This window comes from Halomonas kalidii (genome assembly GCF_030010475.1).
GTDB classification, from domain to species: domain Bacteria; phylum Pseudomonadota; class Gammaproteobacteria; order Pseudomonadales; family Halomonadaceae; genus Halomonas; species Halomonas heilongjiangensis.
In genome coordinates this window covers 129,837-148,514 of record NZ_JASCQN010000050.1, presented here as the reverse complement: position 1 = coordinate 148,514, position 18,678 = coordinate 129,837, and the positions used below count along the sequence as shown (strand labels likewise).

General features: G+C 70.4%; 15 protein-coding genes. 3 read left to right on the top strand and 12 right to left on the bottom strand.

Annotated features, from left to right (window positions below; translation table 11 throughout):
* Positions 1-110: 110 nt before the first annotated feature.
* Positions 111-2,126 carry a bifunctional tRNA (5-methylaminomethyl-2-thiouridine)(34)-methyltransferase MnmD/FAD-dependent 5-carboxymethylaminomethyl-2-thiouridine(34) oxidoreductase MnmC gene (gene mnmC, locus QLQ85_RS16515; RefSeq protein WP_282739988.1) on the top strand — a complete coding sequence of 672 codons (2,016 nt, stop codon included), beginning with the start codon at positions 111-113 and terminating at the stop codon, positions 2,124-2,126.
* Positions 2,127-2,253: 127 nt separating this feature from the next.
* On the opposite strand, the gene QLQ85_RS16510 is transcribed toward mnmC, so the two are convergent.
* Positions 2,254-3,183 carry a LysR family transcriptional regulator gene (locus QLQ85_RS16510; protein ID WP_282739987.1) on the bottom strand — a complete coding sequence of 310 codons (930 nt, stop codon included), beginning with the start codon at positions 3,181-3,183 and terminating at the stop codon, positions 2,254-2,256.
* 98 nt (positions 3,184-3,281) lie between these two features.
* Here QLQ85_RS16510 and QLQ85_RS16505 point away from each other — a divergent pair, with 98 nt between their 5' ends.
* Positions 3,282-4,385 carry a TauD/TfdA family dioxygenase gene (locus tag QLQ85_RS16505; protein ID WP_282739986.1) on the top strand — a complete coding sequence of 368 codons (1,104 nt, stop codon included), beginning with the start codon at positions 3,282-3,284 and terminating at the stop codon, positions 4,383-4,385.
* A gap of 32 nt (positions 4,386-4,417) precedes the next feature.
* Entirely contained in the window at positions 4,418-5,020 is a 603-nt protein-coding gene (locus QLQ85_RS16500) for an HD domain-containing protein (protein WP_282739985.1), read from the top strand.
* 42 nt (positions 5,021-5,062) lie between these two features.
* Here QLQ85_RS16500 and QLQ85_RS16495 read toward each other — a convergent pair whose 3' ends face one another.
* The 11 genes from QLQ85_RS16495 to QLQ85_RS16445 form a co-directional block, all read right to left on the bottom strand.
* The gene (locus QLQ85_RS16495) at positions 5,063-5,335 is read right to left on the bottom strand and encodes a YheU family protein (protein ID WP_282739984.1); all 273 of its coding nucleotides are present in this window, start codon (positions 5,333-5,335) and stop codon (positions 5,063-5,065) included.
* Positions 5,332-7,377 (bottom strand): NAD-dependent DNA ligase LigA, encoded by a 2,046-nt coding sequence (gene ligA, locus QLQ85_RS16490; protein ID WP_282739983.1) that lies wholly within the window; start codon positions 7,375-7,377, stop codon positions 5,332-5,334. Before ligA ends, QLQ85_RS16495 begins: the two co-directional genes overlap by 4 nt.
* Positions 7,378-7,560: 183 nt before the next feature.
* Positions 7,561-9,216 (bottom strand): cell division protein ZipA, encoded by a 1,656-nt coding sequence (gene zipA / locus QLQ85_RS16485; RefSeq protein ID WP_282739982.1) that lies wholly within the window; start codon positions 9,214-9,216, stop codon positions 7,561-7,563.
* 225 nt (positions 9,217-9,441) lie between these two features.
* Positions 9,442-12,933 carry a chromosome segregation protein SMC gene (smc, locus tag QLQ85_RS16480; protein WP_282739981.1) on the bottom strand — a complete coding sequence of 1,164 codons (3,492 nt, stop codon included), beginning with the start codon at positions 12,931-12,933 and terminating at the stop codon, positions 9,442-9,444.
* 31 nt (positions 12,934-12,964) lie between these two features.
* Positions 12,965-14,209: a c-type cytochrome biogenesis protein CcmI gene (gene ccmI / locus QLQ85_RS16475; RefSeq protein WP_282739980.1), complete on the bottom strand. Its 1,245-nt coding sequence runs from the start codon at positions 14,207-14,209 to the stop codon at positions 12,965-12,967.
* Complete coding sequence (locus tag QLQ85_RS16470; RefSeq protein WP_282723299.1) at positions 14,206-14,673, bottom strand: cytochrome c-type biogenesis protein; 468 nt, start codon at positions 14,671-14,673, stop codon at positions 14,206-14,208. The genes ccmI and QLQ85_RS16470 overlap by 4 nt, the downstream gene beginning before the upstream one ends.
* Positions 14,664-15,191 (bottom strand): DsbE family thiol:disulfide interchange protein, encoded by a 528-nt coding sequence (locus QLQ85_RS16465; RefSeq protein WP_282739979.1) that lies wholly within the window; start codon positions 15,189-15,191, stop codon positions 14,664-14,666. The genes QLQ85_RS16470 and QLQ85_RS16465 overlap by 10 nt, the downstream gene beginning before the upstream one ends.
* Positions 15,188-17,179 carry a heme lyase CcmF/NrfE family subunit gene (locus QLQ85_RS16460; RefSeq protein WP_456070616.1) on the bottom strand — a complete coding sequence of 664 codons (1,992 nt, stop codon included), beginning with the start codon at positions 17,177-17,179 and terminating at the stop codon, positions 15,188-15,190. The genes QLQ85_RS16465 and QLQ85_RS16460 overlap by 4 nt, the downstream gene beginning before the upstream one ends.
* Before the next feature lie 24 nt (positions 17,180-17,203).
* A complete protein-coding gene (ccmE, locus tag QLQ85_RS16455) occupies positions 17,204-17,710 on the bottom strand; it encodes a cytochrome c maturation protein CcmE (protein ID WP_282739977.1) in 507 nt (168 codons plus the stop codon).
* Complete coding sequence (ccmD, locus tag QLQ85_RS16450) at positions 17,700-17,930, bottom strand: heme exporter protein CcmD (RefSeq protein WP_282739976.1); 231 nt, start codon at positions 17,928-17,930, stop codon at positions 17,700-17,702. The genes ccmE and ccmD overlap by 11 nt, the downstream gene beginning before the upstream one ends.
* Entirely contained in the window at positions 17,930-18,670 is a 741-nt protein-coding gene (locus tag QLQ85_RS16445) for a heme ABC transporter permease (protein ID WP_282723304.1), read from the bottom strand. Before QLQ85_RS16445 ends, ccmD begins: the two co-directional genes overlap by 1 nt.
* Positions 18,671-18,678 lie beyond the last annotated feature (8 nt).

Genomic DNA, 18,678 nt, shown 5'->3' with positions numbered 1-18,678 from the left:
GTGGATAACACTGTTGAAACGCCGCGGACGCCTTGCGACAGCCCAGTCACGATGGCGCTACGGCACCGATGATCAAATTCTGACCAGCCGCCGCCCACCGGAGTCATGCCTTGACCGCCGCCCCTGATGGCCTGCCCCCGCTGGCGGGCCTGGAGACCGCCCGCCTCGACTGGCGCCGGGACGAGACCGGCGAGTCCGCACCGCACTCGACCGCCTTCGACGACGTCTACTTCTCCCGCCACGATGGCCGGGCCGAGACCGAGCATGTCTTCATCGCCGGCAACGACCTGCCGCGACGGTTCGCCGAGTGGCAGGCGCCGCGCCCCTTCGTGGTCGGCGAAACCGGCTTCGGCACCGGGCTCAACATGCTCTGTGCCTGGGCCTGCTTCGACGCCCACGCCCCCGCAGGCGCCAGGCTGCACCTGGTCTCCACCGAGAAGTTTCCGCTCGCCAGGGAGGATCTCGCCCGGGCGCTGGCCGCCTGGCCCGACCTGGCCGAGCGCGCCGCGCGGCTGATCGCCCAGTGGCCCGAGCCGGTGGCCGGGGTGCACCGGCTGTGGCTCGACGCGCGGGTGACCCTCGACCTGCACTTCGGCGACACCACCGAGCGGCTGGCGCTGCTCGACGGCCGGGTCGACGCCTGGTTCCTCGACGGCTTCGCCCCGGCGAAGAACCCCGAGATGTGGCGGCCCGAGCTGTTCGTCGCCATGGCGGCGCGCTCGCGGCCCGGGGCGACCCTGGCCACCTTCACCTGTGCCGGCGTGGTCAAGCGCGGCCTCGCGGCCGCCGGCTTCGCCTGGCGCAAGGTGCCGGGCTTCGGGCGCAAGCGCGAGATGCTCGCCGGCGAGATCCTCGAGCCCCCGGTGGACGCGCGCCGGCGGCGCGCCCCCTGGTTCGTGCCGCCTGCCCCCGCACCGGCGCGGCATGTCGCCGTCGTCGGCGCCGGTATCGCCGGCGCCAGCGTGGCGCATGCCCTGGCGCGGCGAGGAATCGCCGTGACCCTGCTCGACCGGGAAGGCCCCGGGGCCGGCGGCTCCGGCAACCGCCAGGGGGCGCTCTACGTCAAGCTGGCGGTGGCGACCAACCCGCAGAGCCGGGTCTATCTCGCCGGGCTGCTGCACAGCCGGCGCTGGCTCGAGGCACTCGATCCGGCCCGCACGCTCTGGCGGCCGTGCGGCGTGTTGCAGCTGGCCATGACCGAGAAGGAACAGGGCCGCCAGGCGCGCTTCCTGGCCCACCACGCCCTGCCGGCAAGCGTCGTGGAAGGCCTCGATGCCGAGGCCGCCGACGAGCGCGCCGGCCTCCGAGTAGGCGCCCCCGCCCTGGACTACCCGCTGGCGGGCTGGGTGCGGCCGGCGGCGCTCTGTGCGCACCTGGTCGACACCCCGGGGGTGAGCTACCGCCGGGGCGAGGTCAGCGACCTGGTGCGAGTGGAGAGCGGCTGGCGGCTGACGCTGACGACCGGCGACACCCTGGCGGCCGACCAAGTGGTGATCGCCACCGCCGAGCTCGCCAACCGCTTTGCCCAGACCTCGCCGCTGCCGCTGCAGCCGGTGCGCGGCCAGGTTTCGCAGCTCGGGCTGCCGACGGGGGTACCCGCGCTCGAGCGGGTGGTGTGTGCCGGCGGTTATGTCTCGCCGGCGCTCGACGGCGTGCTCACCTTCGGCGCCACCTTCGCGCCCAACGACACGACGACCGAGCTGCGCGAGGCCGACCACGCCGCCAACCTGGCGGAGCTCGAACGCACCCTGCCGGCGTTCGTGGCGGCCCTGCGCGAGACCGGTACCGACCTCGACCCGGCCCGGCTGACGGGCCGGGCGGCGATCCGCGCCGCCAGCCCCGACAAGTCGCCCTACGCCGGGCCCGTGCCCGACGCCGCGGCCTGGCGCAGCGACTACGCCGCGCTGGCCAAGGACGCCACCCGCGTGCCCGAGACCCCGGGACGCCACCATGGTGGGCTGTGGATCAGCGCCGCCCACGGCTCACGGGGGCTGGCCAGCGCACCGCTGTGCGCCGAGCTGATCGCCTCGCGGCTCTGCGACGAGCCGTTGCCGCTGGAGTGGCCGCTGGCCGATCACCTGCACCCGGGGCGGCGGGTGATCCGTGACCTGATCCGCGGCCACTGACTCCGGCGAGGCTCCCCCTCCGGGTCGGTCATCCAGGAGAGAGGGACCGATCCCTGACGACACGCTGCGTGCCCTCAGGCGACGGGACCAGGCGCCTGTCGGCACCTTCCGTCGACCGCCGGGCACGTCACGGCCGGTCGGGCGCGGAGGACGGCAACCCGAGCTCGGTATCCAGCCAGTCGACGATGCGCCTGAGCAGGGTGTTGTCGGCATGGCGCGTCTCGACCGCATAGCCGTGACTCCCGCGGGTCACCGTCGGGCCCAGCGCCATCAGCCGCCCCGCGCGCAGCAGGTCATCGACCAGCGGCGACCAGCCCAGGGCGATGCCCTGCCCGGCCTCGGCGGCACCGATCACCAGGGGATAGTTGTTGTAGGCGAACAGCCGACCGGGCTCGGCATAGGCATGGCCGGCCAGCAGGCTCCAGTGTCGCCAGTCCATCCAGCGTGGGTTGCGCCGGTCCATGTGCAGCAGCGGCAGGGTCGACCAGGCCGAGGGCGGGGCATCGGCGCTCAGGCCATGACGCTCGGCGAAGGCCGGACTGCACACGGGGAAGACGCGCTCGGGATAGAAGCGGTCGACGCCCGGGACGCGCTCGTCGAACCGGATGCCGATGTCGGCGATGCGGACGGCCGGCTCATCGCGCCGATCCGTGGCGACGACCTCGAACTCGGCCTCTTCGACCACCGCCTCCAGGCGCGCGAGACGCGGCAGCAGCCAAAGATGCGCGAAGCCGAAGTCGGCCGCCATCAGCACCCGAGGGCGGGTGGAGGCGGCACGGCTGCGCAGCGCCGCGATGGATCCCTCGATGGTCTTCAGGGCCGGGGCGATCTCGTCATAGAAGCGCCGCCCCTCCCGGGTCGGCCGCAGCCCGCCGCCCCCGCGCTCGAAGAGGACCTGCCCCACCGCCTCCTCCAGGCCACGGATGCGCTGCGAGATCGCCGGTTGGGTGGTGGACAGTGCGCGGGCGGCCGCGGAGAGCGAGCCGAGACGCAGCGTCGCCTCGAAGGCCACCAGCGCCTTGAGGGTCGGCAGCCCCTCCCTGGGTCGTTCAGTCATAAGGCGACCTGATAGTCCCCATAAGGTGCACCCTCCTTCCCGTCGTCGCCGCCATCCCTAGACTGGTCATCGTTCATTGTCCCGGAGCGAGAGCCAGTATGATGTCGAACCCCCAGTTCCAGGTCCAGGCGCATCCCCCCGGCGTCTTCATGGTCGACACCGGGCGGCGAACCGAGTTGCCCGCCCTGTGGCTGCGCGAGCGCAGCCAGGACGCCGCGAGCCTCGATGCGGTGACCCAGCAGCGCCTGTTCAACCCTCACGACCTCGAGGAGGACCTGCGGCTGATCGCCGCCGAGGCCCTGGGCGAGCAGCGCGCCCGGCTGTCGTTCAGCGACGGTCATACCGGGGTCTACGACCTGACGCGCCTGGCCGTCGAGTTCGACCCCGACGACGGCCTGCCCGAGCCGCTGCCCTGGGATGCCGGCATCGACCGCGAGGCCTTCACCTTCGACTGGGAGCGGTTGGCGGACCGAGGCCGTTTCCGCGACTCCCTCGAGGCCTATCTGCGCTACGGCGTGATCATCCTCGAGAAGGTACCGACGGAGGGCGGCACCCTGGTCGAGGTCGGCGAGACCTATGGCCGTGTGCGTTCGACCAACTTCGGCCGGTACTTCGAGGTCTTCTCCCGCCCCCGGTCTAACGACCTGGCCTATCGGCCGGTGCCCCTGGCCCCGCATACCGACAATCCCTACCGCAATCCGGTGCCGGGCATCCAGCTGCTGCATTGCCTGGTCAACGAGACGTCCGGGGGGCTCTCCACCCTGGTCGACAGCCTCTCCGTCGCCGAGCGGCTGCGCGCCGAGGATCCCGAGGGCTACCGCCTGCTGGCCACCACCCCGGTGCGCTTCCGTTTCGTCGATGATGACGTGGAGCTCATCGAGCACCGCCCCATGCTCCACCTGGATGCGGCGGGTCGCCTGACGGGGGTGCACTACAGTCCCCGGCTGGATGCCCTGCCGCTGATGGACGTGGCCACGACCCGCCGCTTCCAGCGCGCCCGTCGCCGCCTCGGCGAGCTGTTCTCGCATCCCGATCACCGCCTGGCCTTCCCGCTGCGGGCCGGCGAGCTGATGATGTTCGACAACAATCGCGTGCTGCATGGCCGCACGGCCTACGAGCCGAACGAGGGCCTGCGCCACCTGCAGGGCTGCTATATCGACCGTGACGGGCCCACCGGGCGTTACCGCGCCCTGTGCCGCTGAGCCCCGCCCCCCTGCACGAGAGAGGTCCCACCATGACCACCGACGACACCCCGCAAGTGAGCTTCACCCGCATGAAGGACGGCACCCGCGAGGACTACCTGCTGCTCGAACGGCTCGAGGAAGCCTACATCGAGGGATTGCCCGAGCGCATCCTCGCCTCCCTGCGCGGGCTGGAGAACACCCTGAGCGGGTATCGGGTCTCGCGTCTCGAGCATGTGCTGCAGTCCGCCAGCCGCGCCGAGGACGACGGCGAGGACGAGGAGATGATCGTCGCCGCCCTGATCCACGACCTCGGCGACGACCTGGCGCCGCACAACCACTCCCAGTACGCCGCCTCGATCCTCCGCCCTTATGTCAGCGCCGAGGTCACCTGGGTGATCGAGCACCACGGCCTGTTCCAGAACTACTACTACATCCACCACTTCGGCGGGGATCCGCTGGAACGCGACAGCTACCGGCATCACCCCTGCTACCAGCGCTGCGTGGACTTCTGCGAGCGCTGGGACCAGGCGTCCTTCGACCCCGACTATCCCACCCGGCCCCTCGAGTATTTCGCACCGATGGTGCGGCGCATCTTCTCCCGCCCGCCCTTCGACCCCGCGATCATCGGCGAGTCCCCCGGCGATCGGGCTTGATCGCGCCGGGCCCGGGCCTCCCGGGTCCGGTGCGAAAACTGCCTAGCCTTCTTCCTCGTCGTCGGCCAGGTCGCGGCCGAAGGCACGCCACTGGGCCAGGGTCATCACCTCGGTGGTCTCGGTCTCGAGGTCGTGGGCGATCAGCAGGTCGCCGCGCTCGAGCTGGCGCTTGAGCTCGGCGACCCAGCCGCGCATGCCCTCGCCGGTGTCGGTGGTGTCGTAGCCCTGGCGGGTGACGAAGGCCTCGAGCAGGGCCTCCAGGGTCTCGCCCGGCAGCATGCGATGGGGCACCTCGATAAAGCGACCGTCATTCATTGCGCTTCCTCTCCGTTCTCCCAGGCCTCGAGCCGGGCGAGGAAGGCGTCCTCGTCGAGCACCTCCACGCCGAGCTGCATGGCCTTCTCGAGCTTGCTGCCGGCGCCCGGGCCGGCCACCACCGCGGCGGTCTTCTTCGAGACGCTGCCGGCGACCTTGGCGCCCAGCGCCTGCAGCCGCGCCTTGCCCTCGTCGCGGGTCATGCTCTCCAGGGTGCCGGTGAGCACCCAGGTCTGGTCCGCCAGCGGCTGGGGACGCTCGCCGACCTCCTCCTCGGCCCAGGTCACGCCCTGGGCGCGGAGGGCGTCGATGGTCTCGCGGTTGTGGGGTTGGCGGAAGAAGGTGTGCACATGGGCCGCCACCACCGGGCCCACGTCATCGACGGCCTCGAGGGCCTCGACCTCGGCCCCCATCAGTGCCTCCAGGGTGCCGAAGTGGCGTGCCAGGTTGGCGGCGGTGGCCTCGCCTACCTCGCGGATGCCCAGGGCGAAGATGAAGCGCGGCAAGGTGGTGTTCTTGGCCTTCTCCAGCGCCGCGACCAGGTTCTCGGAGGACTTCTGCGCCATGCGCGGCAGTTCGGCGAGGCGCTCGGCCTCGAGCCGGAACAGGTCCGCCGGGGTGGTGACCCAGTCGCGCTCGACCAGTTGGTCGATCAGCTTCTCGCCCAGGCCGTCGATGTCCATGGCCCGCCGGGAGGCGAAGTGCTTGAGCGCCTCCTTGCGCTGGGCGGCGCAGAAGAGCCCGCCGGAGCAGCGCGAGACGACCTCGCCCTCGAGGCGCTCGATCTCGGAGTCGCACACCGGGCAGCGCTCGGGGAAGACGATCTCCCGGGCATCGGCCGGGCGCTCCTCCTCCAACACCCGCACCACCTGGGGAATGACGTCGCCGGCGCGGCGGATGGCCACGGTGTCACCGATCATCACGCCCAGGCGGGCGATCTCGTCGGCGTTGTGCAGGGTGGCGTTGGAGACCGTGACGCCGGCCACCGAGACCGGCTCGAGCCGCGCCACCGGGGTGATGGCCCCGGTGCGCCCGACCTGGAACTCCACGTCGTTGAGGCGGGTGGTCTGCTCCTGGGCGGGGAACTTGAAGGCGATGGCCCAGCGTGGCGCCCGGGCGACAAAGCCGAGTTCGCGCTGCAGGCGCAGATCGTCGACCTTGATCACCACCCCGTCGATGTCGTAGCCCAGGGCATCGCGCCGCTCGCCCAGGCGGCGACAGTAGTCGATCAGGCCCTCGCTGCCGGTGACTACCTCGAGGGCCTTGCTGGTACGGAAGCCCAGCTCGCCGAGGTGCGCCATCAGCTCGCTGTGGGCGGTGTCCCCCTGGTCCGGCTCGATCCGCGCTACCTGGTAGGCGCTGAACTCCAGCGGCCGTGTGGCGGTGATCCTGGGGTCGAGCTGGCGCAGGCTGCCGGCGGCGGCGTTGCGCGGGTTGGCGAAGACCTTGCCGCCCTCCTCGCGGGCCTTGTCGTTCAGCGCCTCGAAGCCGTCATGGCTCATGATCACCTCGCCACGCACCTCCAGCAGTGCCGGGTGATCGCTGCCGCGCAGCCTGAGCGGGATGGAGCGCAGGGTACGCAGGTTGGAGGTGATGCCCTCGCCGGTGCGGCCGTCGCCGCGGGTGGCACCACTGACCAGCTCGCCCCGCTCGTAGACCAGCGACACCGCGGCGCCGTCGAGCTTGGGCTCGCAGCAGAAGGCAAGCGCCTCGCCGTCGGTCTCGAGGCGGTCGGCGACCCGCTTGACGAAGGCGCTGAGCTCCTCCTCGTTGAAGGCGTTGTCCAGCGACAGCATGGGCACGGCATGCTGGATTTCGGGGAAGCCGGCCGCCGGCGCCGCGCCGACCCGCTGGGTGGGCGAATCGGGGGTCGCGAGCTCGGGGTACTCGGTCTCGATCTCCTGCAGGCGGCGCAGCCGGCGGTCGTAGTCGGCATCGGTCAGGCGCGGTTCGTCGAGCACGTAGTAGCGAAAATTGGCGTCGTCGAGTTCGGCACGCAGGCGCGACGCCTCGGCGAGAATGTCCTTGTCGGGCTGGGTCATTGAGTCCTGGTTCCCGGTTTATAGCGAGGGCCGCGAAGCTCGAAGCTCGAAGCTCGAAGCTCGAAGCTCGAAGCTCGAAGCTCGAAGCTCGAAGCCAGCGTGATTCCCTAGCTTATCAAAGCGACAACCCCCGGTGGGACGCCACCGGGGGTTGTCTTCCAGCTTCAAGCTTACGGCTTACCGCTAATTCACCTGATAGCGATTGAGACGATTGCGCCGCTCGAACTCCTGGACCCGCTGGCGGGCGAATCCCACGGTCTGGGCGGTCATCACACTCTGGTTCTCGTCCTTCAACTCGCCGCCCAGGTGACGCACGACGACCATGGCGGTCTCGACCATCGCCTCGAAGGCGGCCCCGGTGTCGCTGGCCCCCGGCAGGGGCATCAGCAGGGTCACGCCAGGCGTGCGGAAGTCGCCCATGGCCTCGATGGGGAAGGTGCCGGGCTTGATCACGTTGACCATCGAGAACTGCAGCTGACTCTCCGGGTCCTCGGTCTCGAAGCGATGGAAGATGCCCATGTCGCGACTGTAGCGCAGCCCGCAGGCGAGCATCAGGTCGAGCAGCGCGGTGCCGGAGAAGCCCTGCTCGTCGCGGGACATCACGCTGATGACGATGATCTCCTCGGCGTGGCTGAGCGCGTGCCGGGCATGCTCGGCGCTGACGTCGTGACGCAGCGCCTTCTCGAGCACCGGGTGGGCACGCACCACATCGCTCTGCCGGAAGGGCTCCTCCTGCGCCGCGGCCTCGTCACCGGGCGCTTCACGTACCGACGCGTCGCCGTCGGGGCGCCGGGAGGCGTACGCATCCGACGGCAGCGCCTCGGCATCGCGCAGCCGGGGCGGGGCGAACAATGGGTCGTCATCGTCGGCTTGCTCGATCGCCTCGGCCTCGAGCCGGCGACGCTCCTCCTCGCGGGCAGCCTTCGCCGTTTCGGCCTGGCGTCGCTGCTCGGCATCGCGCGCGGCCTTCTCGGCCCTTTCCTGCTCGCGACGCTGCTTCTCGAGCCGCTTCTGCTCACGACGCTCGGCAATGGACTTCTGCAGCGACGCACCGAAACGTTGCATGGAGGCCCCTACCCGCAGCGTGCCACTCTTGAGCGAGTCACTCATCCCGTCGAGGTCGACCAGCCGATAGCGCTCGGCATCCTGGTGATCGTCATGATCCTCGGGATCCGCAGCCAGGGGCTCCGATCCCGTCACGCTCGCCATGGACGCCTCGTCTTCCAGCGCCGAGAGGCTGGGCTCGCGACGCTCGACGCCGGCCGGCTCGCTCGGCTCTGCCTGCGTGGCTCCCGAAACCGCCGCGGCGGCTTCGTGCCGGCGGTTGGGTGAGCGGGCCTCGGTACTCTCGGTGCCCGACGCTTCGCTGACTGCCTCTCGCTTGGCGACTCGCTGCTCTGCTTCGTCCGCAGGCGCGATGGCCTCCGGCTCCACCCGCGGCGTCGGGGCCTGGTCACGGTGGGCCGCTGCGGCATTCACCGCCTCGGCCGGCTCGGCGGACGTCCGCGATTGCGCGGTCGCCTCCTGCCCGGCGTTGGCCTTGAAGCCCGCCAGCACACGCGAAGGGCCGGGATGTTCCCGGCGCTCGAGCTTGGGCATGGGTTGCATGCCACTGTAGTCCGCGGGCCTGACGACTCGCGCCCCTCCGTTGGGCAGCTCCCAGTTGATTTCAGCCTCGCGGGCCGCCGCTTCGGGGTCGAGGTCCTGCCCTCGGGCGTCGCCTTCCACCTCGTCGAGACGAGGGATTCGACGCTGACGCTGCAGGCGACGCACCCCATCGATGACGATGAGGGTCACCAGCGCCAACCCCAGGATGATCAGCCACTCTCTAAGTTCCATGGGTCGTCATGCCTTTTGCTAAGGCGCCATGCCTGATGGTTGTCCGTCAACAGCATAGCGCGATTGCCAAAAAAAGGGCCACTTTTTTGTTTGTCAAGCCTGGCATTTTCCTGCCGAGAGTCGACGGTGCCCTGTGCAATCGCCCTTCCATAATCCCTGTGCATCCATGCAATGCAGCAACATTACCTTCCTTGTTACCCCTTTTGCCGTTCACGATCAAGTCCGTCAGGCCTCGGCGAGCGCCGCGGCCTCCTCGACGCCCACTGCCACCAGGCGGGAAACCCCCGGCTCCTGCATGGTCACCCCCATGAGACGTTCCGACGCCTCCATGGCGATCTTGTTGTGGGTGATATAGATGAACTGGACCGACTCCGACATCTCCTTCACCAGCTTGGCGTAGCGACCCACATTGGCATCATCGAGAGGTGCATCCACCTCGTCGAGCATGCAGAAGGGGGCCGGATTGAGCTGGAAGATCGCGAAGACCATCGACAAGGCGGTGAGGGCCTTTTCGCCACCGGACAACAGATGAATGGTGCTGTTCTTCTTGCCCGGTGGCCTGGCCATGATGGCCACGCCGGTCTCGAGTAAATCCTCACCGGTCAGGGTCAACCATGCGGTTCCACCACCGAAGACTCGCGGGAAAAGGGCCTGCAGGCCGGCATTGACTCGCTCGAAGGTCTCGCGGAAACGGGTGCGGGTTTCCTGATCGATGCGGCGGATCGCCCGGTCGAGGGTCTCCAGCGCCTCGCTGAGTTCGGCGTGCTGGGCCTCCAGGTAGTCGCGGCGCTCGGCCTGCTGGTCGTACTCTTCGATGGCCGCCAGGTTGATGGCACCGAGCCGGCGGATGCGCTCGCCGAGCTCCTCGAGGCGGGCCTGCCAGGCGGATTCGGTGGCGTTGGGATCGAGCGACTCGGCCAGCTCGCGCTCGTCGTGGCCCAGCTCCCGGAGCTGCTCGTCCTGGGTCTCGGCCTTGAGGCTGAGCGCCTGGACCTGCATCCGCGCCTCCTGCAGCCGCTCGCGGATGCCCTCGAGGTTGCGCTCGTGAGCCTGCCGCGCCTGCTCGTCCTCGCGCAATCGCTCGACCAGCTCGGCGGCCCGGCCTCGTACCTCGTTGAGCGCGCGCTCCTCGCGCTCGCGGCGATCGAGCAACTCGTCGAGGCGCTCGCGGCGCTCCTCCTCGGGCTCGCGCAGCAACTCGCGCTCCTCCTCGAGCTCGGCGGCACGCAGTTCGAGGCGCTCCCGCGCCTCACCGGCGCGGCCCTGCTGCTCGGCGAGCCCGGAGCGTTCGGTGGTCAGGCGCTCCTGCTCCAGGGCGAGCTGCTGGACCTTCTCGGCCAGCGGGCGCTGGCGTCCCCGTAGCGAGGCGAGCCGCTCGCGGGCCTCGCCGCGCTCGCGGTCGAGCCGCTCGCGCCGTTCGGCCCCCTCCTCGAGCCGCGCCATGGCCTGCTGCCAGCGGTCGCGCACCTCCTCGATGGCCAGCAGCGCCTCCTCGCGCGCCTCGCCGAGCCCGGCGAGCTCCTCGGCGAGCTCGGCGGCCCGCCCTTCCAGGTGCTCGAGGCGACTGGCCAGCCCGCTGTCCTGCACCGCAAGCTGCTGGTGCTGCTGGTCGAGGTCGCGCTCCTCCAGCCGCGTCGCCTCCAGGGCCGTTTCGGTCTGTTCGACCCGCTCGGCGGCGTCGGCGAGGCGCGCTTGCTGTTCGTCGAGGCGCGCCTCGACGATCTCGAGTTCGGCGCGGGCCTCGGCCTCGCGGCGACGGCTGACCAGCAGGGCGTCGAGCCCCTCGCCCCCACCACGGTGGCGGGCCCAGCCCGTGCCCAGCCAGAGGCCGTCGGCGGTGATCAGGCTCTCGCCTGGCGCCAGCGACTCGCGAGCCGCCCAGGCCGCTGCGCGGGACTCGACACAGCGGATGCCAGCCAGCCATTGGGCGGCGGCGCCGGCGCCCCGCACACGAGCGGCGAGACTCTGCGACGGGGCGGCGTCCTCTCCGGCCTCGAGCAGGCCGAGCTCGCCGGGGGCACCATCGAGGGCGGCGCGCCCCTCGCCAAGCGGGCCCAGTCGGGCCCGCAGCCAGGGGGCGAGCACCCAGGAGACGGCCTCTTCCCAGCCGGGCTCGACCTCGAGGCTCTCGCCCAGGCGCGGGGCCTCGGCCAGGCCGTGCTCGGCCAGGTGGGTGTCGAGTGCCTCGTCGTGATCGGCCAGGCCCGCCTGGATCAGCGCCTCCAGCGAGGCCAGTTCGCCCTGCAGGGTACTGCGCCGCTGGCGGTCCGCCTCGCGCTCGGCCTCGGCCTGGCGGACCCGCTCCCGGGCCTCGTCGCGGCCCGCCTGGAGCGCTTCGCGGCGCTCCTCCACCGCCTCGCGCGACAGCGCCAGCTCGGCCAGGCGCTCGGCCAGCTCGCCGCGCTGCCCGGCGAGCAGGGCGATGTCGGGCAGCTCCTCGTGCTGCTGGCGGCGGCGACGCGCGTCGGCCTCGAGGCGCTCGAGCCGCCCCTCGAGCTCGCGCAGGCGGTCCTGGGCGCGCTCCGCCTCGCGGCTCTGCTCCCGCCACTGCTCGTTGAAGGCCTCCCAGGCGGCATCGGTCTCCTCGGCCAGGGGCTCGGCGTCCTCGAGGCCAGCCTCGAGCTCGGCGAGCCGCTCGGCGACCTCCTCGCGCTCGGGGGCCAGGATCTCGAGGCGCTCGTCGAGCCGCGCCAGGCGGTCGCCGTCGTCCTCGCCCAGGCGGTCGAGCTCGACGAGCTCGCGCCGGGCGTTCTCCAGGTCACGGGCGAGCTGGGCGTCCCGGGAGCGGGCGTGCTCGATGTCCTGCTCGAGGCGAGCGATGGCGGTGGTGGTCTCGTAGAAGCGTGCCTGCTGGGCATCGAGCTCGGAGGCCAGGCGATCGTGGTCGGCGCGGGCCTCCTCGAGGCGGGTCTCGCACTGGCGCAGCCCCAGCACCTCGCGCTCGACGCCGGTCTCCAGCTCGCGGACGCGGGTCTCCTCCTCGGCCTGGCTGGCGCGCAGGGCGCGGGCGCGCAGCAGCGCCAGCTCGCCCTTGACCCGATGCTCCTCCTGCTTGAGGGTCTGGTAACGACGGGCGGCCTCGGCCTGGCGCCTCAGGCGCTCGAGCTGCTTGTCGAGCTCCTCGCGGATGTCCTCCAGGCGCTCCAGGTTCTCCTGGGTGCGGCGCATGCGGTTCTCGGTCTCGCGGCGGCGCTCCTTGTACTTGGAGATGCCGGCGGCCTCCTCGAGGGTGGCGCGCAGCTCCTCGGGACGCGCCTCGATCAGCCGCGAGATCATGCCCTGGCCGATGATGGCGTAGGAACGCGGCCCGAGGCCGGTACCGAGGAAGAGGTCGGCGATGTCGCGGCGACGACACTTCTGGCCGTTGAAGAAGTAGCTCGACTGGGCGTCGCGGGTGACCAGGCGCTTGACGGCGATCTCGGCATACTGGGCGTAGATCCCGCCCATGGTGCCGTCGCGGTTGTCGAACAGCAGTTCGATGGAGGCCTGCCCCACCGGCTTGCGGCCGGTGGAACCGTTGAAGATGACGTCGGTCATCGACTCGCCGCGCAGGGTCTTGGCCGAGGATTCGCCCATCACCCAGCGCACGGCGTCGATGATGTTCGACTTGCCGCAGCCGTTGGGGCCGACGATGGCGGTCATGTTGCCGTCGAAGGGCACGGTGACCGGATCGACGAACGACTTGAACCCTACCAGGCGAATCGACTTGAGGCGCATCCCTGCTGACTCCTCCGCTAGCCCGTGGCCATCATTCGAAGACCCGGTCGATCACCAGCTCGACGGGCGCGCCGTCGACGCTGCCCACCGGCACGCCCTCGCGGTCACCGAACAGGTCGCCGGCCTGGGGAGTCGCCTCGCCGCTGGGCGAGACGCGCACCACCAGTCGCGCCTGGCTCACCCGGGAGAGGCTCGCCTCGGAAGACATCGCGCGGCTGTCATCGAGCACCAGGTCGGCCGGCAGGTCGCCGAGGCTCAGCCGGGCCACGGCCAGCGGCGGCAGTTCGCCCTCCATGTCCCGGGCCACCACGAACACCGCGGCATCGTCGTCGACGCGATCGGCGAGAGCGTCGTCGAGGCTCACCCGCACATGGATGCCGGGCCCCTCGGCGGCGGCCTGTTCCCGCTCTTCCGGCGCCACCCCCAGGCGCTGCTGGGCCACGCGGATGCCCTCGCGCAGGGCCTCGCCGGAGGCCGGGTCATCCATGCCGGCGATGGCGCGCCGCCAGTTGTCGATGGCCGTCTCGTAGTCGCCGCGGTCGAAGGCCGCGATGCCGAGGATGCCGAGCACGGTGGGCTGGCTGGAGTCCAGCGCCAGGGTCTCGTCGACCAGTGCCTGCACCTCGTCGGTGAGCCGACGGTCGGCGGCGAAGAACTCGATCTGGGCCAGTTGGCCGAGCAGCGATGCATGGCGGCCCTCGATCTCGATCAGTCGCTCCAGGGCATCGATCGCCTGGTCGGCCCGGCCGGCATCGCGGTAGAGCGGGAACAGCATCATCCAGACGTTGGGGTTGCTCGGCTGGCGAGCGGCCTGCTCCTCGAGACGCTCGATCATCATCGCCATCGAGCCGTCGGGATGGTTCACCACCTCCTGCCGCACCCCCAGCAGGGCGAGGTCGCCCTCGGCGCCTTCGTGCTGATACCAGAGCACGCTGGCGACCACCACCATCACCATCACCACCGGCACCACGAGCCTGCCGGCGGCGGAGGGCTTGAGCGGGGCGCGCCCGAGGCTCTCGGTGTCCTCGAGCAGGCTGCGCTCGAGCTCGAGGCGGTCCTCCTCGAAGCGGGCCTGGTCGATGTCGCCGCGCTCCCGGGCGGCCTCCAGCGAGGCCAGCCGACGGCGATAGATGGCCAGGTTCTGATCGGCGGAGCGGTCGTTGGCCTCGAAGTCGCGCTGGGCGTCGCGCAGGGCACGCGCACGCCGCAGCGGCGACACCAGCAGCCACAGGGCCGGTAACAGCAGGACGGCGAAGGCGATCCAGAGCAGGGTCATTCGGTCCTCTCGCGATTGATCAGGGCGTCGAGGCGGGCGCGCTCCTCGGCGCTCAGGCGCCGGGACGCCGTGCGGCGGCGGGCGCGCACCAGGAGGATCACCACCAGGGCACCGAGCAGCACCAGGGCCGCGGGCAGGCCCCACAACAGCAGGGTGCGGCCCTCGAGCCGTGGATTGTAGAGCACATAGTCACCGAAGCGATTGACCATGAAGTCGAGGATCTCCTTGTCGGAGCGACCCTCCTGGAGCAGCACGTAGACCCGATCGCGCATGTCACCGGCGATGGGCGAGTCGGAGTCGTCGATCGCCTGATTCTCGCACTTGGGGCAGCGCAGGGTGGCGGTGAGATCCCGGTAGCGCTGCTCGGTCACCGGGTCGTCGAACTCGCGGATCTCCACCGCCGCCTGGCCCAGGGCCGGCAGCAGCAGGAGGGCGCAGAGCAGCCATCGCATCATCAGCGCCATTTCTCCACCTCCGGCAGTATCGTGTCGCGTACGTCCTCCGGCTTGATGTAGCCGGTGTGGTGGTAGCGGATCACCCCGTCGCGATCGACCAGGAAGGTCTCCGGGGCGCCATAGACCCCCAGGTCGAAGCCCAGGGTCCCGTCCGGGTCGAAGATGTTGACCTCGAAGGGGTTGCCGAACTCGTCGAGGAACTCGCTGCCCTTCTCGCGGGTGTCCTTGTAGTCGATCCCTACCAGGCGCACGCCGCGCTCGGCGAGGTCGAGCAACTGGGGCATCTCCTGCTTGCAGGTCGGGCACCATTCGCCCCAGACGTTGACCAGGGTGACTTCGCCCTCGAGCAGCGACGCGTCCACCACCCGCTCGGGGTCTTCCAGGGTGGGGAGCTCGAAGGCCGGGAAGTCGCGGGCCATCAGCGCCGAGTCACGCTCGAAGGGGTTGATCGACAGCCCCATGTAGAGGAAGACGCCGAGCACCAGGAAGCCGACAAGCGGCAGCAACAGCAGCAGGCGACGCTTCATGCGGTGGCCTCCCGGGACTTCTCGGCCGGGGCCCGTTCCGGATCGCGGGCGGTGACGCTGCGCCGGTAGCGCCGGTCGACCACCGCCAGCACGCCACCGGCGGCCATCAGCAGCGCCCCCAGCCACAGCCAGCGCACGAAGGGCTTGTACTGGACACGCATGGCCCAGCTGCCGTCGTCCAGGTCCTCGCCCATGGCCACGTAGAGGTCACGGAACAGTCCCGGGCGCAGCGCGACCTGGGTCATCGGCATGCCGCGGGCGATATAGAGACGCTTCTCGGGGGTCATGGTGAAGCTGCGCCGGCTGTCGCCGCGCCGCACCTCGACCTCGGCGGCATCTGCCAGGTAGTTCGGCCCCCGGCGGCTGGCCAGGTCGGTCATGGTGAAGGTGTAGCCGGCCACCTGGACACTATCGCCCACGCCCATCCGCACGTTGCGCTCGATGGCGTAGTTGGAGACCACGGTGACGCCGACGATGGTCACCGCCATCCCCAGGTGCCCGAGGATCATCCCCCAGTAGGCCAGCGACAGCCGCTTCACGCCGGCCAGGCGGCCGGACGAGTGACGCGTCCTGGTCCAGAGGTCGCGCAGCATGGGCAGCACGATCCACAGCGCCACCACCACCCCCAGGCTCACCTTGAGGTTCCACTCGCCGCGGTAGAGCAGCGGGGCGGCCGCGCCGATGACCAGGGCGACGAGCCCGGCGAGCCAGCTGCGCCGCAGCAGGTCGCCACTGTCGGTATGCTTCCAGCGGGCCAGGGGGCCGAGGCCCATGAACAGGCAGAGCATCACCGTCAACGGCACGAAGAGGGCATTGAAGTAGGGGGGGCCCACGCTGATCTTGCCCAGGTTCAGGGCATCGAGCAGCAGCGGATAGACCGTGCCCAGCAACACGGTGACGGTCATGATCACCAGCAGGATGTTGTTGATCAGCAGCAGGGCGTCCCGCGACAGCCAGCCGAAGCCGACCTGGTGGCTGACCCGGGGGGCGCGCAGGGCGAACAGCAGCAGCGAGAGGCCCACGGTGATGCCCAGCAGCACCAGGATGAAGAGCCCGCGGGCGGGGTCGTTGGCGAAGGCGTGCACCGAGGTGAGCACGCCCGAGCGCACCAGGAAGGTGCCCATCAGCGACAACGAGAAGGTGGTGATCGCCAGCAGCACCGTCCAGCTCTTGAAGGCGCCGCGCTTCTCGGTGACGGCCAGGGAGTGGATCAGCGCGGTGCCGGCCAGCCAGGGCAGCAGCGAGGCGTTCTCCACCGGGTCCCAGAACCACCAGCCGCCCCAGCCGAGCTCGTAGTAGGCCCACCAGCTGCCCAGCGCGATGCCCACGGTGAGGAAGGCCCAGGCGATGTTGGTCCAGGGCCGCGCCCAGCGGGTCCAGGCGGCGTCCAGGCGCCCGCCCAGCAACGCCGCGATGGCGAAGGCGAAGACCACCGAGAAGCCCACGTAGCCCATGTAGAGCATCGGCGGGTGCACGATCAGCCCGAAGTCCTGCAGCAGCGGGTTGAGGTCGGCACCGTCCTGGGGAATGTTGGGCAGCAACCGCTCGAAGGGGTTGGAGGTGACCAGCACGAAGGCCAGGAAGCCCACGCTGACCAGCCCCATCACGCCCAGCACCCGGGCCAGCATGTCGCGGGGCAGTTCCCGGGAGAAGCGGCTCACGGCGAAGGACCAGGCCGCCAGGATCAGGCTCCACAGCAGCACCGAGCCCTCGTGATTGCCCCACACGGCGCTGGCCTTGTAGTACCAGGGCAGCATGGAGTTGGAGTTGTTGGCGACGTTGGCCACGCTGAAGTCGTCGAGCAGGTAACTGGCGGTCAGGCAGGCGTAGGCGATGGCCAGGAACAGGAACTGGCCGGTGGCCATGGGCCGCGCATAGGCCATCCACAGCGGACGGCGGGTCGCCGCGCCGGCCAGGGGCATCACCCCCTGGACCACCGCCATCAGCAGGGCGATGATCAGGGCGTAGTGGCCGATTTCGGGGATCATCAGGGTCTGCATGGACACTCCGGATCAGTTCTGGCCGGCGCCGTCGCCCTGGGCGTCGAGCCGCTTGCCCACCTCGGCGGCCTTGGCCTGGTAGTCGGCGGGCGAGTAACCGGCCTCCTCCAGGGCCTGGGCCACTTCCGGCGGCATGTAGTTCTCGTCGTGGCGGGCCAGCACCTGGTCGGCCCTGAGCCAGCCGTCGCTCTGGAGCTCGCCGACCACCACCACGCCCTGCCCCTCGCGGAACAGGTCGGGAAGGATCCCGCTGTAGCGCACCTCGAGGTCATCGACGTAGTCGGTCACGGTGAACACCACCTCGAGGCTCTCGCGGTCGCGCGACACCGTGCCCTCCTTGACCATGCCGCCGGCACGGATCTGGCGCTCGAAGGGGGCCTCCCCGGCGGCGATCTGCACCGGGCTGAAGAACAGGTTGATGTTGCTGCGCAGGGCGTAGAGGGCCAGGCCCACGGCAATGGCCGCCAGGGAGACCAGCCCCAGGATCACGAACAGCTTCTGCTTGCGTTTAGGTGTCATCGTTGTGTGCACCCCTCTGATGGGAAACCGTTGCCTCGCCGCCGACGAGCCGCCGCTCGCGCCGCGCCCGGCGCTGCAGGTGGCGCAGCAGGTGGCGACGCTCGCTGCGGGCGTGCAGCACGATCCCCCCGAGGAGTGCCGCGGTGACGGCCCAGGCGGCCCAGACGTAAGGGCCGTGGCCGCCCATGGCAAGAAACTCGCCGAAGGTCGCGAAGGCCATCACGCCTCCTCCGCGGCCAGGTCACGCACCCAGCGCTTGGTCGACTCGCGGCGCAGGATCTCGCTGCGAGTGCGCATCAGCGTCAGGGCGATGAAGAAGCTGTAGAACCCCAGCACCATGATCAACAGCGGCAACCACATCTCCACGGGCATGGTCGGACGCGAGGTGACGGTGAAGGTGGCCGGCTGATGCAGGGTGTACCACCAGTCCACCGAGTACTTGATGATCGGGATGTTGATCACGCCGACCATCGCCAGTACCGAGGCGGCCCGGGAGGCGCTGTCGCGGCTCGCGAAGGCGCCGCGCAGGGCGATCACGCCGAAGTAGAGGAACAGCAGGATCAGCATCGAGGTCAGGCGGGCATCCCACATCCACCAGGTGCCCCAGGTGGGTACGCCCCACACCGCCCCGGAGAACAGCGCGATGAAGGTCATGGCCGCGCCCAGCGGCGCCATCATCGCCGCCGCCATGTCGGCGACCTTGATCTTCCAGACCATGAAGATCAACCCGGCCACCGCCATGGCGACGAAGATCGACTGGGCCAGGAAGGCCGCCGGCACGTGCACGTAGATGATGCGGAAGCTGTTGCCCTGCTGGTAGTCGGCCGGCGCGAAGGCCAGCCCCCAGACGCTGCCGACCAGCAGCAACAGCGCCGCCGCGGCCCAGAACCAGGGTTGCAGGCGGGCGCTGATGGCGTAGAACCACTTCGGTGACCCGAGCTTGTGAATGAAGGCCCACATGCCTCGTC

Coding starts and splice junctions, on each gene's coding strand:
- ccmE (WP_282739977.1), bottom strand. CDS start 17,710: ATGACACCTAAACGCAAGCAGAAGCTGTTCGTGATCCTGGGGCTGGTC.
- ccmI (WP_282739980.1), bottom strand. CDS start 14,209: ATGACCCTGCTCTGGATCGCCTTCGCCGTCCTGCTGTTACCGGCCCTG.
- QLQ85_RS16510 (WP_282739987.1), bottom strand. CDS start 3,183: ATGACTGAACGACCCAGGGAGGGGCTGCCGACCCTCAAGGCGCTGGTG.
- QLQ85_RS16470 (WP_282723299.1), bottom strand. CDS start 14,673: ATGGCGCTGATGATGCGATGGCTGCTCTGCGCCCTCCTGCTGCTGCCG.
- QLQ85_RS16505 (WP_282739986.1), top strand. CDS start 3,282: ATGATGTCGAACCCCCAGTTCCAGGTCCAGGCGCATCCCCCCGGCGTC.
- smc (WP_282739981.1), bottom strand. CDS start 12,933: ATGCGCCTCAAGTCGATTCGCCTGGTAGGGTTCAAGTCGTTCGTCGAT.
- ligA (WP_282739983.1), bottom strand. CDS start 7,377: ATGACCCAGCCCGACAAGGACATTCTCGCCGAGGCGTCGCGCCTGCGT.
- QLQ85_RS16500 (WP_282739985.1), top strand. CDS start 4,418: ATGACCACCGACGACACCCCGCAAGTGAGCTTCACCCGCATGAAGGAC.
- QLQ85_RS16465 (WP_282739979.1), bottom strand. CDS start 15,191: ATGAAGCGTCGCCTGCTGCTGTTGCTGCCGCTTGTCGGCTTCCTGGTG.
- QLQ85_RS16460 (WP_456070616.1), bottom strand. CDS start 17,179: ATGATCCCCGAAATCGGCCACTACGCCCTGATCATCGCCCTGCTGATG.
- zipA (WP_282739982.1), bottom strand. CDS start 9,216: ATGGAACTTAGAGAGTGGCTGATCATCCTGGGGTTGGCGCTGGTGACC.
- QLQ85_RS16445 (WP_282723304.1), bottom strand. CDS start 18,670: ATGTGGGCCTTCATTCACAAGCTCGGGTCACCGAAGTGGTTCTACGCC.
- ccmD (WP_282739976.1), bottom strand. CDS start 17,930: ATGGCCTTCGCGACCTTCGGCGAGTTTCTTGCCATGGGCGGCCACGGC.
- QLQ85_RS16495 (WP_282739984.1), bottom strand. CDS start 5,335: ATGAATGACGGTCGCTTTATCGAGGTGCCCCATCGCATGCTGCCGGGC.